Origin of the sequence: Variovorax restrictus, assembly GCF_051216715.1 — a bacterium.
GTDB lineage: Bacteria > Pseudomonadota > Gammaproteobacteria > Burkholderiales > Burkholderiaceae_C > Variovorax.
The window spans coordinates 19,409-32,810 of sequence record NZ_JBPJZH010000004.1 but is presented as its reverse complement, the minus strand read 5'-3'; the positions used below and the strand labels follow the sequence as shown (position 1 = coordinate 32,810).

The following is a 13,402-nucleotide window of genomic DNA, read 5'->3' as shown; positions in this document are numbered from 1 at the left end:
GCCGCGAGGCCGGCGAGCGATCAGTCGGTGCGCGCAGCCGACGTGGCACAGCGCGCGCAGATGCAAGCCACGCCGCGTGAGGTTGCAGGGATGCGCGCCATCAGCGCATCGTCGAACACGGCCGTCATGCACCAGCAGGGTCCCTGCGCCACGCCTGTCAGCCGCTCCGTCTCCATCGCACACGCGTTCGGCGTGCCGCAGAGCGGGCAGCGGGTCGGGTCGATGATGGGCGAATCGGGCATGGCGCGATTGTCGTTCGCGGCCCGGTGCCGCCTCAGCGAACGGCGTCGTCGCCCAGGAAGGTGAAGTGCGACGCCATCGGGCTCGATTCCGGCAGCACGTAGACCACGCCGTGCCGCGTGCCGAGCAGCGGCTTGACGTGCGTGTCGTAGAAGCTCGCGGGGACGTTGATGCAACCATACGAAATGCGGTTGTCCGCCACGCTCGGCGAGGCCAGACGCTGCAGCCTGCGCTCCGCTTTGTTCGACGCGCGCACCCGGTGCATGGAGATCGCCGCGTCGTAGTCGACCCAGACGATGTCTTCGCCCGTCGTGTTGCGGCCCGGCTCCGACACGAAGCGACCGGCCGGCGTCGTGCGCTCCTCCGGCTTGATCTGCGCCATGGGTCGCTCGCCGATGCCAGGCACCGAGGCATCGCCACGCGCCAGACCCAGCAGCACCGGGGACGTCGCCTGCAGCGCGCCGTCCCCGCGGTAGACGTAGAGCCGCGCATTCTGCTTGTCGATGACCGCGAACGGCTGCTGGCGGTTGTCGCCGGCCGCCACCGCGCGGTGCGCGAACGCGGCAGCGTCCTGCCGGGTCGTCGCCGCCTGGGCTGGCAGCACGGTGGCGCAAATGAGCAGGGTGGCGGTAAGACATGGAAACGGCAGCATGCGCATGGAGATTCTTTCGTGTTCAAAAGGCCGAAGGGCCGCTCATCGCATGCGATGAGCGGCCCTTGCCGACTGGCAAGACCAGGTCTTGCCGTCGAACTCAGTTGCGGTCAGCGCGGGCCGGGCGCATCGCCGGCTCGGCGGGGGCCATGGGCGCTTGCGACGGCATCGTCGACGTGCCGCTGTTCATCGGGGCCGCCGTGCCGGGCGTGGCCGTCGGCGTGCCGGTCGTGCCCATCGGCGTACCTTGCTGCGTTTGCTGGCCGGCGCCGGTGGCAGGGTTCGCCACGTTGGGGTTCGGCGGATTGCCCTGGGCCATGGCGACGCCAGCGGCGCCCATCAGCAGTGCGGCGAGAAGGGGAGCGGTGCGCTTGATCATGATGTATCTCCTAGAAGGGATGAGAGGAAACCGAACCGGTGAACCGGCGCTGACGCTTCTGGACAGCTGAATTCAGCCTAGGGCGCTCGAGCGCTGCCCTCGTCGTCTCATCTCGCAGCGCCATGTAGGAGAGGCGGGCTCACGGCTGTGGCAAACGGGGCTGCGACCCTGACGGCCAGGGCTTGCAGCGCCGCGCCGGATGCCTGCATGCCGGGGCTGACCATGGATTAGCTGGGCTCGCTCGCGGCTCGAAAAATGCTCGTTTGTTCGGTGCACCGGGTGACTCCTACGATCCCGCACCGACACCCCATTCCGGGTCACCCTGATTTCACTTTTCCGAGGATCTCGCGCCATGCATGCTGCCTTCCCATCCCGCAGACGCCTGCTTGCCGCACTGGCCGGTACGACGGTGCTGCTGGTGCCTGCACTGGCCCCCGCACAGGACAAGTTTCCGTCCAAGCCCGTCCGGGTCATCGTCCCCTTCCCGCCTGGCGGCATCAACGACACGGTCGCGCGGCCGGTGCTCAAGAAGATGGGCGACCTGCTCGACATCGGTTTCGTGATCGAGAACCGCCCGGGCGCCAGCGGCACCATCGGCACCGCCGCCGCAGCGCGTGCCGACCCCGACGGATACACGCTGCTGCTGGGCGCCGCCAGCACCATGGCCGTGGTGCCGCACATGATGAAGACCGTGCCCTATTCGCCGATGCAGGACTTCGTTCCCGTCGGCGGCATCGCCTCGGTGCCCAGCGTGATGGTCAGCGGGCGGCTCGACAAGTACCCGAACTACGCCGCCGTGCTCGCCGACCTGAAGGCCCGGCCCGGCGCCCTGACCTTCGGCTCCGCCGGCCCGGGCACCTCGCACCACACGCAGATGTCCTTCCTCAACCTCGAACTGGGCACCAGCATGCTGCATGTGCCCTACAAGGGGAGCGGCCCGGCCATGGCCGACCTGCTCGGCGGGCAGATCGATTTCCTGATGGACCCGGTGCCGACTGCGGTCGGTCAAGTGCAGGCCGGCAAGGTGGTGCCGATCGCCATCACCAGCGCGAAGCGCTCGCCGCTGCTGCCCAACGTGCCGACCTTCATCGAACTCGGCGTGAAGAACTTCGAGGTGAGCACCTGGTTCGGCCTGTTCGCGCCAGCGAAGACGCCGCCCGCGGTGCTGGCCCGCCTGACCGCCGCCTTGAACGATGCGCTGCGCGACCCGGAGATCACGCAGACCATGTCGTCGAAGGGCATGGACCCGCTGCGCAAATCTCCGGCCGAGATGGCGCAGTACGTCGGCCAGGAGAACGTGCTGTGGAAGGGCGTGATCGAGAAGACGAAAATAGGGATCGACTGAACACCCGCCCGCCTGAATGCGCAGAATGCTCCCGCCGCTCGCCACGCTGCGCCCCTTCGAGGCGGCGGCCCGGCTGGGCTCGTTCACCGCGGCGGCCGACGAGTTGGCGCTCACGCAGGGTGCGGTGAGCCTGCAGATCCGCAACCTCGAGAACTTTCTGGAGAAGCGCCTGTTCGAGCGCCAGGTGCGCCGCGTCGAACTCACGGAAGACGGGCGCCAGTACTACGCCGCCTGCCTGCGCGCGCTGGACGAGATCGAGCGCGCGACGCGCCGCATGCTGGCGCAGCGCGACCACACCATCCTCACCGTGTCGGCCTTGCCGACGCTGGCCACGCTGTGGCTCATGCCGCGGCTCGGCGCCTTCACCTCGGCCTACCCCGACATCGAGGTGCGCGTGGCCACGTCGATCGCACCGGTCGACCTGCGCGGCAGCGACGTCGACATCGCGCTGCGCGTGGGCAAGCTGCCGGGGCGGCACTACGGGCGCGACCAGCCGGGTATCGACCTGGTCATGACCGACCGCTGGGACGGCATCGAGGCCGACCTGCTGTTCGACGACACGCTGATCCCCGTCATCGCGAGCAAGCTGCTCAAGCAGGGCGCGGCGATCGAGTCCGCCGCCGACCTGTTGAAGTACACGCTCATCCACACGGCCAGCCGCCAGAACGCGTGGCGCGACTGGTTGATGGCCCTCGGCGTGCCCTACCGCAGCCGCAAGCGTTCGGCGGAATACGGCCACTTCTTCATGGCGTTGCAGGCCGCGCGCGAATGCAAGGGCATCGCCATCGTGCCGCGCAAGCTGTTCCAGATGTACAGCGAGCAATCGTCCGAACTCGTGGTGCCCTTCGAGGCCGATGTGCCGAGTGCCGGCGAGTACTACATGTTGACCCACGAGTCGCGCGCCGACGACCCGGCCGTGCGCAAGTTCCGCAAGTGGGCGCTGCTCATGGCGGAGGCCGACCGCGAGAGCCTGAAAAGCGCCAAGCCACCGAAGCCGTCGCGCAAGGGCTGAGGGTATGCATCAGTTCGACCAATGCGGCGGGCAGAAATGCTCGTTTGTCGCGCGCCCCAGGCGTTCCTAAGATTCCCCTCACCGCATCCCCAAGAAAGAAGACATGCCCGCTTCCCGCACCCCCCTCCGCGTCGGCATCGCCGGCCTCGGCGCCGTCGGCAAGAAGATCGCGCAGGCGCTCGACGATGGCGGCATCCCCGGCATGACGCTGTCGGCTATCGCGGTGCGCGACGAGGCGCGGGCGAAGGCGTCGTTGTCGCTGCGCGCGATGCCGCGCTTCACCGACATCGACCACCTCGCGGAACATTGCGACATCGTCGTCGAGTGCGCGCCCGGCGCGCTGCTCGGGCGCATCGCCACGCCGGTGCTGACGGCGGGCAAGACGATGGTGGTGCTCAGCGCGGGCGCGCTGCTGTCGAACATGGAACTGGTCGACATCGCGCGCGAGCACGGCGGCACGATCGTCGTGCCGACCGGTGCGCTGCTGGGTCTCGACGCCGTGTGCGCCGCGGCCGAAGGCACCATCGAATCGGTCCGCATGGTCACGCGCAAGCCGGTGCGCGGCCTGGTGGGCGCGCCCTACCTGGTCGAACACAACATCGTCATCGACGACATCACCGAGCCGCTGCGCATCTTCAGCGGCTCGCCGCGCGAGGCGGCGGTGGGCTTCGCGGCCAACCTCAATGTCGCGGTCGCGCTGTCGCTCGCCGGCATCGGCCCGGACCGCACGGTGCTCGAGGTCTGGGCCGATCCGGGCATCGACCGCAACACGCACCGCATCGAGGTGGTGTCCGACTCGGCGTCCTTCTCGATGGAGATCCGCAACATCCCGACCGAGAACCCGAAGACCGGGCGCATCACCGCGCTGAGTGTGATCGCCGCGCTGCGCAAGATGACCGCACCGCTGCGCGTCGGTACTTGAGAACGCGTGAATGAACCTGCTGCGCGCCCCGATCTCGCATCTGCGGTCCTCACCGCACGCGAGTGCGGCTCCGGTCCTCGACGTAAGCTCGGGTCGCTCGCGACGGTTCCTTCACGCGTTCTGAGCCTGGCTTAACGGTTTGGCGGTTTGCGCAGCGCATCGCGCAGGCCGCCCACGATGCCGGCCTGCGCCGGGCGTGCGCGGGTCACCATGCCGATCTCGCGGTGGAAGGTGGCGTCGCCCAGCGTGACGACCCGAACGCCCTCGGGCACGCGCCAGTTGGCGCGCACGCGCGGCAGCAGGGCGGCGCCCATGCCCAGGCCCACCAGCTGCACGATGCCTTCGAGCTCGTCCATCTCCACGGCGTCCTGCACCTCGATGGCTTCGCTGCGCAGGAAGCGGTCGACCAGCCGGCCGCCGAAGGACGCGCGGTCGTAGCGCAGGAAGGGCTCGCTGGCGAGGATGCGGCGCCAGTCGCGTCCCCGGGCCTGCGGCGGCGCCAGCAGCACGAAGGGTTCCTGCCACAACGGTTCCCACACCAGTTCGGGCGGCAGGCTGAAGGGCGGCCGGATCATCACGGCGGCATCGAGCTCGCCCGCATCCACCATGCCCAGCAGCGCCAGCGACACGCCCGGCACCACGCGCAGCCGCACCTGCGGCACGCTGCGCCGCAGCGCGACCAGCGCGGCCGGCAGCCCGCCCGCCTGCACCGAGGCGATGGCACCGATGCGCAGCGCCACCGAGAAGTCCGCCGCGCCCGGCCCGGCGTGCAGCTGGTCGGCCATCAGCACCAGCGCCTCGGCGCGCGCGAGCGTGTCGCGGCCGGCGTCGTTGAGCGTGGCGGTGCGGCCCGCGCGGTCGAACAGCGCGAAGCCCAGCGAGGCCTCGAGCCGCTGGATCTGCGCGCTCACAGCCGACTGCGTGAGCCCGATGTGTTCACCGGCGCGCGAGAAGGTGCCGTGGCGCGCCACGGCGATGAAGGTGCGCAGTTCCTTGAGCATCGGTACCGATCGATGAACGTGATGAGTCAGAGAAAAATATATCGTTTTTCAGAGTTAACAGATTTTCCTAGACTTCCGGTTTCCCTTTCCAACGAACACCCCATGACCATCGCCGCCACGATCCCGCCATTCCACCTCGCCTTCCCGGTGCACGACCTGTCGGCCGCGCGCGCCTTCTACGGCGAACTGCTCGGCTGCCCCGAGGGCCGCAGCTCGCCGGACTGGATCGACTTCAACTTCTACGGCCACCAAATCGTGGCCCACCTGGCGCCCGACGAGTGCGCGAACTCGGCGCTCAGCCAAGTCGACGGCCACGGCGTGCCGGTGCGCCACTTCGGCGCCGTGCTGTCGATCCCGCAGTGGGAAACACTGGCCGCCAAGCTCAAGGCCGCCGGCACCGAGTTCGTCATCGAGCCCTACATCCGCTTCAAGGGCGAGCCGGGCGAACAGGCCACGATGTTCTTCCGCGACCCGTCGGGCAATGCGGTCGAGATCAAGGCCTTCGCGAGCCTCGAATCGCTGTTCGCGAAATGAGCGGTCACCGCATCGCCCTTTATTGCGCCCAGGCGCAGGCGTCGGCCTGGGCCGACGGCCTGCGTGCGGCGCTGCCCGGCACGCGGATCGACCTGTGGCCTGAGGCCTCGCCCGAAGCGCGGCACGCGATCGTCTGGACGCCGACGCAGGCATTCATGGACGCGCACCCGGCGCTTGAACTGATCTTCAACATGGGGGCGGGCGTCGATGCGCTGCTGAAGCTGCGCCTGCCGCCGAAGGCGCGCATCGTGCGCATCGAGGACGGCGGCATGGCCGTGCAGATGGCCGACTACGTCTGCCACGCGGTGCTGCGGCACTTCCGCGAGTTCGATGTTTACGACCGCACGGCGGCCGCTGGCCAGTGGGTGCAGCGCCCGGACCGGTCGCGCAGCGACTTCCCTGTCGGCGTGATGGGCCTGGGCGTGCTCGGCCAGCGCGTGGTGAGCGCGTTGCAGCACTTCGACTTCCCCGTGCGCGGCTGGAGCCGTTCGCCGAAGGCGATCGAAGGTGTGCGCTGCTTCAGCGGCACCGCACAGTTCGACGACTTTCTTGCCGCCAGCCGCTTCCTGGTGTGCATGGTGCCGCTCACGCCCGATACGCGCGACATTCTGTGCCGGGCGTCGTTGTCGAAGCTGCAGCCCGGCGGCTACCTGATCAACGTGGCGCGCGGTGCGCACCTGGTCGAGGACGACCTGATCGCGTTGCTCGACAGCGGGCACCTCGCGGGCGCGATGCTCGACGTGACGCGCACCGAGCCGCTGCCCGAAGGCCACCCGTTCTGGTCACACCCGAAGGTCACGATCACGCCGCATATCTCGGCGCAGACCGTGGTGTCGGAATCCATTGCGCAGATGGTCCAGAAGATCCAGGCGGTGCAGCGCGGCGAGGCGCCGGCGGGGTTGGTCGACCCGGCGCGCGGCTACTGAGGGCGCACACGTCGGACCATGGAAAAAGGCACCCGTGGGTGCCTTTTTCGTGCCGGGGCGGCGTAGCCGCTCAAGCCTCGCCCTTCACCTTCAACCGCCACGCGTGCAGCAGCGGCTCGGTGTAGCCGCTCGGCTGCTCGACGCCCTTGAACACCAGGTCCTGCGCAGCTTGGTAGGCGGCGCTGGTCTTGAAGTGCCCGGCCATCGGCTGGTAGATCGCGTCGCCTGTGTTCTGCCCGTCGACCACCGCGGCCATACGCTCGAAGGTGGCGTTGACCTGTTCCTTCGTCACGATACCGTGCAGCAGCCAGTTGGCGATGTGCTGGCTGCTGATGCGCAGGGTTGCGCGGTCTTCCATCAGGCCGACGTTGTGGATGTCGGGCACCTTCGAGCAGCCGACGCCCTGGTCGATCCAGCGCACCACGTAGCCCAGGATGCCCTGCACGTTGTTGTCGAGCTCCTGCTGCTTGTCTTCGTCGCTCCACACCGGCTTCGGCGCCACCGGCACCTGCAGCAGGTCGTTGAGGATGGCGTCGCGCTCGGCGTTGGCGTCGATCTTCTCCAGCTCTTTCTGCACGTCCGCCACGCTGACCTGGTGGTAGTGCAGCGCATGCAGCGTGGCGGCGGTGGGCGAGGGCACCCAGGCCGTGTTGGCGCCGGCCTTGGGGTGGCCGATCTTCTGCTTGAGCATGTCGGCCATCAGGTCGGGCATGGCCCACATGCCCTTGCCGATCTGCGCCTTGCCGCGCAGGCCGCACGCGAGGCCGACCAGCACGTTGTTCTTCTCGTAGGCCGCGATCCACGGCGTCGTCTTCATGTCGCCCTTGCGCAGCATCGCGCCGGCCTGCATGGCGGTGTGCATCTCGTCGCCGGTGCGATCGAGGAAGCCGGTGTTGATGAAGGCCACGCGCGCAGCGGCCTCGGCGATGCAGGCCTTGAGGTTGACGCTGGTGCGGCGCTCCTCGTCCATGATGCCGAGCTTCACCGTGTTGGCGGGCAGGCCGAGCAGCTGCTCGACGCGGCCGAACAGTTCGCTCGCGAAGGCGACTTCGGCCGGGCCGTGCATCTTCGGCTTGACGATGTAGATGCTGCCGGTGCGCGAGTTGCCCTTGCGCTTCAGGTCGATGGTGGCGATGGTGGTGGTCACCACGGCGTCGAGGATGCCTTCGGGGATTTCCTTGCCACCCGCATACAGGATGGCCGGATTGGTCATCAGGTGGCCCACGTTGCGCAGGAACATGAGCGAGCGGCCGTGCAGCTTCAGCGGCTTACCGTCGGCGCCGGTGTATTCGCGGTCGGCGTTGAGGCCGCGGGTGAAGGTCTTGCCGCCCTTGGCGACTTCCTCGGTCAGCGTGCCCTGCACGATGCCCAGCCAGTTCGAGTAAGCCGTGACCTTGTCGGCCGCATCGACCACCGCCACCGAGTCTTCGAGGTCGAGGATGGTCGAGAGCGCGGCTTCCATGATCACGTCGCTGATGCCGGCCGGGTCGGTCTTGCCGATCACGGTGCTGCGGTCGATCTGGATGTCGATGTGGATGCCGTTGTGCTTGAGCAGCACCGACGACGGTGCCGCCGCGTCGCCCTGGTAGCCGATGAAGGCAACCGGGTCCTTGAGCGATGTATCGCTGCTGTGCAGCGTGACGACCAGCTGGCCGTCCTTCACGCGGTAGCCCGTCGCGTCCTTGTGCGAACCGTTGGCCAGCGGCGCCGCCTGGTCGAGCACGTTGCGCGCGAAGGCGATGACCTTGGCGCCGCGCACCGGGTTGTAGCCCTTGCCCTTCTCGGCGCCGTCGGCCTCGGAGATGGCGTCGGTGCCGTAGAGCGCGTCGTACAGCGAACCCCAGCGCGCGTTCGCGGCGTTGAGCGCATAGCGCGCGTTCAGGATCGGCACCACCAGCTGCGGACCGGCCTGCTGCGCGAGTTCGGCGTCGACGTTCGACGTCGTGGTCTGCACGTCCTTCGGTTGTGGCAGCAGGTAGCCGATCTTCTCGAGGAAGGCGCGGTAGGCCGGCATGTCGGAAATCGGACCAGGGTGTGCCTTGTGCCAGGCGTCCATCTCTGTCTGCAGGCGGTCGCGCTCGGCCAGCAGCGCGATGTTTTTCGGCGCCAGGTCGCTCACGATGGCGTCGAAGCCCTTCCAGAAGCTGGCGCTCGCCACGCCGGTGGCGGGCAAGACCTTGTCTTCGATGAAGCGGTGGAGTTCGTTGGCGACCTGGAGGCCGTGGACGGTAGTGCGATCGGTCATGGAAACCTCGACGGTGGAACGGTGGGGAGAAGGAACGGTCGGCATGCAGCGCAGTGCACTTGGCATCTACTTTATTGCATCCCTGGACAAAGATTAATCCGCCAGAAATCCTTTGATTAATGACTGAAATGCGGGTAATCGTTGGCAGCGGGGCGGCACTGCATGGCGACAATCGATGTTTTCCACGAATTGTTCACGGATATCCCTGCCATGCCCCCAACCGATGTGCTGATCAGCGAAGTCGGCCCGCGCGACGGCCTGCAATCGGTCAAGGCCACCATGCCCACGGCGGACAAGCTGCGCTGGATCGACGCGCTCCACGCCGCCGGCGTGCGCGAGATCGAGGTCGCGTCCTTCGTGCCCGCGCGGCTGCTGCCGCAGATGGCCGACGCGGCCGAGGTCGTGCGCCACGCCATCACCTTGCCCGGCCTCACCGTGATGGCGCTGGTGCCCAACCTGCGCGGCGCCGAAGCGGCGCTGGCCGCGGGCGTGCACAAGCTGACCGTGCCGGTGTCGGCCAGCGAGGCGCATTCGCTCGCCAACGTGCGCAAGACGCGCGAGCAGATGGTCGACGAAGTGCGCGCCATCGCCGCGCTGCGTCGCGACATCGCGCCGCACGTCGGCTTCGAGGCCGGCCTGTCGACGGCCTTCGGCTGCACACTGCAGGGCGAGGTGCCCGAAGACGAGGTCATCCGCCTGGCCGCGCAGTGCATCGAGGCGGGCGCCGACGAGGCGGGCCTGTCGGACACCGTCGGCTACGCCAACCCCGCCCAGGTGCGCCGCCTGTTCCGCCGCCTGCGCGCGGAGATCGGCGAACACGCCGGCGCCGCCCACATGCACAACACCCGCGGGCTCGGCCTGGCCAACTGCCTGGCGGCGTACGAGGAGGGCGTGCGCACCTTCGATGCCTCGCTCGGCGGGCTGGGCGGCTGCCCCTATGCGCCCGGCGCGTCGGGCAACGTGGTCACCGAAGACCTGGTCTTCATGTTCGAGGCCATGGGCGTGCGCACCGGCATCGACATCGAACGGCTGATCGCGGCGCGCGCGCCGCTGATGGCCGGCCTGCCGGGCGAATCGGTGTACGGCATGACGCCGGAGGCCGGCCTGCCCAGGGGCTTTGCCCAAGGATTCGCCAAGGAAATGAAGCATGTCTGAGCCCACGCCACTGCCCTACGCGAACATCCGTGTCGTCGAATTCACCCACATGGTCATGGGCCCGACCTGCGGCATGCTGCTGGGTGACCTCGGCGCCGAGGTCATCAAGGTGGAGCCGATCGCCGGCGACGACACGCGCCGCCTGCTCGGCTCGGGCGCGGGCTTCTTCCCGACCTTCAACCGCAACAAGAAGAGCATCGCGCTCGACCTGAAGAAGCCCGAGGGCCTGGAAGCTGCGCTCAAGCTCGTCGCCAGCGCCGACATCGTGAGCGAGAACTTCAAGCCCGGCACGATGAAGAAGCTGGGCCTGGACTACGACACGCTCAAGAAGCTCAACCCACGCCTCATCTACGTCAGCCACAAGGGTTTTCTGCCCGGCCCGTACGACCACCGCACCGCGCTGGACGAGGTGGTGCAGATGATGGGCGGCCTGGCCTACATGACCGGCCGCGCCGGCGACCCGCTGCGCGCCGGGACCAGCGTGAACGACATCATGGGTGGCATGTTCGGCGCCATCGGCGCGATGGCCGCGCTGCGCCAGCGCGAGCTGACCGGCGAGGGCTGCGAGGTGCAGTCGGCGCTGTTCGAGAACAACATCTTTCTGGTCGCGCAGCACATGATGCAGTTCGCCGCCACCGGCCGCGCGGCCGACCCGATGCCCAGCCGCATCTCGGCCTGGGGCATCTACGACGTGTTCACGGTGAAGGACGGCGAGCAGATCTTCCTGGCCGTGGTGAGCGACAAGCAATGGGCCATCTTCTGCCAGGCCTTCGGCCTGCAGGAGATGCACGCCGACCCGCGCCTGGCCACCAACAACGACCGCGTGCGCGCCCGCGAATGGATGATGCCCATCCTGCGCTCGCACCTGGCCGACACCAGCGCCGCCGACCTGAGCGCGGTGTTCGAGAAGAACGAGCTGCCCTTCGCGCCCATCACCCGTCCGCAGGACCTGTTCGACGACCCGCACCTGAACGCGACCGGCGGCCTGGCGCCGGTGCGCATGAACGACGGCAGCGAATCGAAGGTGCCGCTGATGCCCTTCACGCTCGGCGGCCAGCGCCCCGGCATCCGATTGCAGCCGCCGCTGCTGGGCGAGCACACCGAAGCCTTGTTGCGCGAGGTGGGCTACGACGATGCGGCCATCGCGGCGTTGAAGGCGGCGAAGTCGGTCGCCTGAGCGCGCCTGGACGCGCATGGACCGCCTCACCCAACTCGAATCCTTCGTCTCGGTCGCCACCCGCGGCAGCCTGACCGCGGCGGCCAGGGCCGAGGGCGTGGCGCCGGCGGTCATCGGCCGGCGCATCGACGCGCTAGAGGAGCGGCTGGGCGTGAAGCTGCTGGTGCGCACCACGCGGCGCCTCACGCTCACGCACGAGGGCAGCGCCTTCCTCGAGGACTGTCAGCGTCTGCTGGTCGAATTCGCCAATGCCGAAGCCAGCGTGAGTGCCGGTGGGGTCAAGGCCAGCGGCCACCTGCGGGTGACGGCGCCGGCCGGCTTTGGGCGCCGCCATGTCGCGCCGCTGGTGCCGCGCTTCCACGCGTTGCACCCCGAGGTGACGATCTCGTTGAACCTGAGCGACCGGGTGGTCGACGTCACCGGCGAGAGCTTCGACTGCGCGGTGCGGGTGGGCGACATGCCCGACTCGTCGCTGGTGAGCCTGCGCCTGGCCGACAACCGCCGCCGTTGCGTGGCGACGCCGGCATTTCTGCGCCGCCACGGCACGCCGCGCCATCCGTCCGACCTCGCGCGCTTCGCCTGCCTCACCTTGTCCAGCGATGCTTCGCAGACCCGCGGCTGGGCGTTCCGCGTTCCGTCGGCCGGCGGGGAGCCCGAGACCATCCATCTGAAGCCCAGCGGCCCTCTCGACTGCTCCGACGGCCAGGTGCTGCACGACTGGTGCCTGGACGGTCACGGCATCGCCTGGCGCAGCGGCTGGGAGATCGAGGCCGAGGTCGAGGCCGGCCTGCTGGTGCCGGTGCTTGATGAATTCGCGGCACCGCCGAACGGCATCTATGCCGTGTTTCCGCAGCGCAAGCACCTGGCTCTGCGGGTGCGCCTCTGGCTGGATTTCTTGAAGGCTGAGTACGGGCGCCCGGAGTTCTGGGCCGGCACAATCGCGCCATGACCTTCGAAGCCATCCTCGCCTACCTGCACCTGCTGGCCATCCTCACGATGGTCGTCTTCATCTCCAGCGAAGCGGCGCTGTGCCGCGTGCAGTGGCTCAATGCTGCAGTGGTGGAGCGGCTCGCCAAGGTCGATCGGGTCTACGGCATCGCGGCGATCATGGTGCTGCTCACCGGCGTGGCGCGCACCGTCTGGGGCGTGAAGGGCACGTCCTGGTACTGGACCAACCCGCTGCTGCACGTGAAGCTCACGCTTTTCATCGTGGTGGGCGTGATCTCGATCTTCCCGACCCTGACCTACTTACGCTGGCGCAAGGCCCTGCGCGCCAACGGCGCCCTGCCGACCGAGAACGATATCCAGAAGACCCGCAAGCTGGTGATGGTGCAGGCCCACCTGATCGCGCTGATCCCGCTGGTCGCCGTGTTTCTCGCGCGCGGCTTCGGCAAATAGGAAAAGCCCCGCGAGCGGGGCTTTTCTTCGGTGGGCAGCGGGTCAGGCCGGCTTGTTGCTGAGGCAGGTCTTCATGAAGGCCTTGCGGGCATCGCCGGCCAGCGCCTTGGTCTTGGCGTCGGCGTTGCAGTTCTTCATCTTCTCCTGCTGGGTCACCTTGCCGCCGCCGTCGGCCGACAGGCAGCCCTTCATGAAGGCCTTGCGCTCGTCGCCCTTCTTGTCGCCGGCGTCCTTGTTGCAGGTGGCCATCTTGCCCTGCTGGGCCGTCGGCGCTTTCTCGGGCGTGGCGGCTTTGTCCTGGGCCTGTGCGGCGCCGAAGGACAGGCAGGCGCCCAGTGCGATCAGGGAAAGGATTTTTTTCATGATGTGGTTCCTCGAAGGTTGATCGGGTGACAGCAACCCGGCGACCGCCGGGC

Annotated in this window: 15 protein-coding genes; 9 read left to right on the top strand and 6 right to left on the bottom strand. The window is 68.4% G+C overall.

Annotated features, from left to right (window positions below):
• Nucleotides 1–20: 20 nt before the first annotated feature.
• The 3 genes from ACSFA0_RS21135 to ACSFA0_RS21125 all read right to left on the bottom strand — a co-directional run bounded on the left by ACSFA0_RS21135 (nucleotide 21) and on the right by ACSFA0_RS21125 (nucleotide 1,271).
• Nucleotides 21–242: a cysteine-rich CWC family protein gene (locus tag ACSFA0_RS21135; RefSeq protein ID WP_435452254.1), complete on the bottom strand. Its 222-nt coding sequence runs from the start codon at nucleotides 240–242 to the stop codon at nucleotides 21–23.
• 32 nt (nucleotides 243–274) lie between these two features.
• The gene (locus tag ACSFA0_RS21130; protein WP_435452253.1) at nucleotides 275–892 is read right to left on the bottom strand and encodes a L,D-transpeptidase; all 618 of its coding nucleotides are present in this window, start codon (nucleotides 890–892) and stop codon (nucleotides 275–277) included.
• A gap of 100 nt (nucleotides 893–992) precedes the next feature.
• Nucleotides 993–1,271 (bottom strand): proteophosphoglycan ppg4, encoded by a 279-nt coding sequence (locus ACSFA0_RS21125; protein ID WP_435452252.1) that lies wholly within the window; start codon nucleotides 1,269–1,271, stop codon nucleotides 993–995.
• A 352-nt stretch (nucleotides 1,272–1,623) separates the two neighbouring features.
• On the opposite strand from ACSFA0_RS21125, the gene ACSFA0_RS21120 reads away from it, so the two are divergent.
• From ACSFA0_RS21120 to ACSFA0_RS21110, 3 genes are all read left to right on the top strand, one after another.
• Nucleotides 1,624–2,616 carry a Bug family tripartite tricarboxylate transporter substrate binding protein gene (locus ACSFA0_RS21120; protein WP_435452251.1) on the top strand — a complete coding sequence of 331 codons (993 nt, stop codon included), beginning with the start codon at nucleotides 1,624–1,626 and terminating at the stop codon, nucleotides 2,614–2,616.
• Between the two features lie 25 nt (nucleotides 2,617–2,641).
• Nucleotides 2,642–3,628, top strand: a complete 987-nt coding sequence (locus ACSFA0_RS21115; protein ID WP_435452250.1) for a LysR substrate-binding domain-containing protein — start codon at nucleotides 2,642–2,644, stop codon at nucleotides 3,626–3,628.
• A 103-nt stretch (nucleotides 3,629–3,731) separates the two neighbouring features.
• The gene (locus tag ACSFA0_RS21110) at nucleotides 3,732–4,550 is read left to right on the top strand and encodes an aspartate dehydrogenase (protein WP_435452249.1); all 819 of its coding nucleotides are present in this window, start codon (nucleotides 3,732–3,734) and stop codon (nucleotides 4,548–4,550) included.
• A gap of 131 nt (nucleotides 4,551–4,681) precedes the next feature.
• Here ACSFA0_RS21110 and ACSFA0_RS21105 read toward each other — a convergent pair whose 3' ends face one another.
• Nucleotides 4,682–5,551, bottom strand: a complete 870-nt coding sequence (locus ACSFA0_RS21105; protein ID WP_435452248.1) for a LysR family transcriptional regulator — start codon at nucleotides 5,549–5,551, stop codon at nucleotides 4,682–4,684.
• A gap of 102 nt (nucleotides 5,552–5,653) precedes the next feature.
• On the opposite strand from ACSFA0_RS21105, the gene ACSFA0_RS21100 reads away from it, so the two are divergent.
• A complete protein-coding gene (locus tag ACSFA0_RS21100; protein ID WP_435452247.1) occupies nucleotides 5,654–6,085 on the top strand; it encodes a VOC family protein in 432 nt (143 codons plus the stop codon).
• On the top strand, nucleotides 6,082–7,011 hold the full coding sequence (locus ACSFA0_RS21095; RefSeq protein ID WP_435452246.1) for a 2-hydroxyacid dehydrogenase: 930 nt from the start codon (nucleotides 6,082–6,084) through the stop codon (nucleotides 7,009–7,011). Before ACSFA0_RS21100 ends, ACSFA0_RS21095 begins: the two co-directional genes overlap by 4 nt.
• A 70-nt stretch (nucleotides 7,012–7,081) precedes the next feature.
• Here ACSFA0_RS21095 and ACSFA0_RS21090 read toward each other — a convergent pair whose 3' ends face one another.
• A complete protein-coding gene (locus tag ACSFA0_RS21090; protein WP_435452245.1) occupies nucleotides 7,082–9,256 on the bottom strand; it encodes a malate synthase G in 2,175 nt (724 codons plus the stop codon).
• A 210-nt stretch (nucleotides 9,257–9,466) separates the two neighbouring features.
• On the opposite strand from ACSFA0_RS21090, the gene ACSFA0_RS21085 reads away from it, so the two are divergent.
• Genes ACSFA0_RS21085 through ACSFA0_RS21070 form a run of 4 tightly spaced genes read left to right on the top strand, consistent with a single transcriptional unit; the run spans nucleotide 9,467 to nucleotide 12,986 of the window.
• On the top strand, nucleotides 9,467–10,411 hold the full coding sequence (locus tag ACSFA0_RS21085) for a hydroxymethylglutaryl-CoA lyase (RefSeq protein ID WP_435452244.1): 945 nt from the start codon (nucleotides 9,467–9,469) through the stop codon (nucleotides 10,409–10,411).
• Nucleotides 10,404–11,588 carry a CaiB/BaiF CoA transferase family protein gene (locus ACSFA0_RS21080; RefSeq protein ID WP_435452243.1) on the top strand — a complete coding sequence of 395 codons (1,185 nt, stop codon included), beginning with the start codon at nucleotides 10,404–10,406 and terminating at the stop codon, nucleotides 11,586–11,588. Before ACSFA0_RS21085 ends, ACSFA0_RS21080 begins: the two co-directional genes overlap by 8 nt.
• A 16-nt stretch (nucleotides 11,589–11,604) precedes the next feature.
• Nucleotides 11,605–12,537, top strand: coding sequence for a LysR family transcriptional regulator (locus ACSFA0_RS21075; RefSeq protein WP_435452242.1), 933 nt, complete (start codon nucleotides 11,605–11,607; stop codon nucleotides 12,535–12,537).
• Nucleotides 12,534–12,986, top strand: coding sequence for a DUF2214 family protein (locus ACSFA0_RS21070; protein ID WP_435452241.1), 453 nt, complete (start codon nucleotides 12,534–12,536; stop codon nucleotides 12,984–12,986). Before ACSFA0_RS21075 ends, ACSFA0_RS21070 begins: the two co-directional genes overlap by 4 nt.
• A gap of 42 nt (nucleotides 12,987–13,028) precedes the next feature.
• Here ACSFA0_RS21070 and ACSFA0_RS21065 read toward each other — a convergent pair whose 3' ends face one another.
• On the bottom strand, nucleotides 13,029–13,349 hold the full coding sequence (locus ACSFA0_RS21065) for a PsiF family protein (protein ID WP_435452240.1): 321 nt from the start codon (nucleotides 13,347–13,349) through the stop codon (nucleotides 13,029–13,031).
• Nucleotides 13,350–13,402 lie beyond the last annotated feature (53 nt).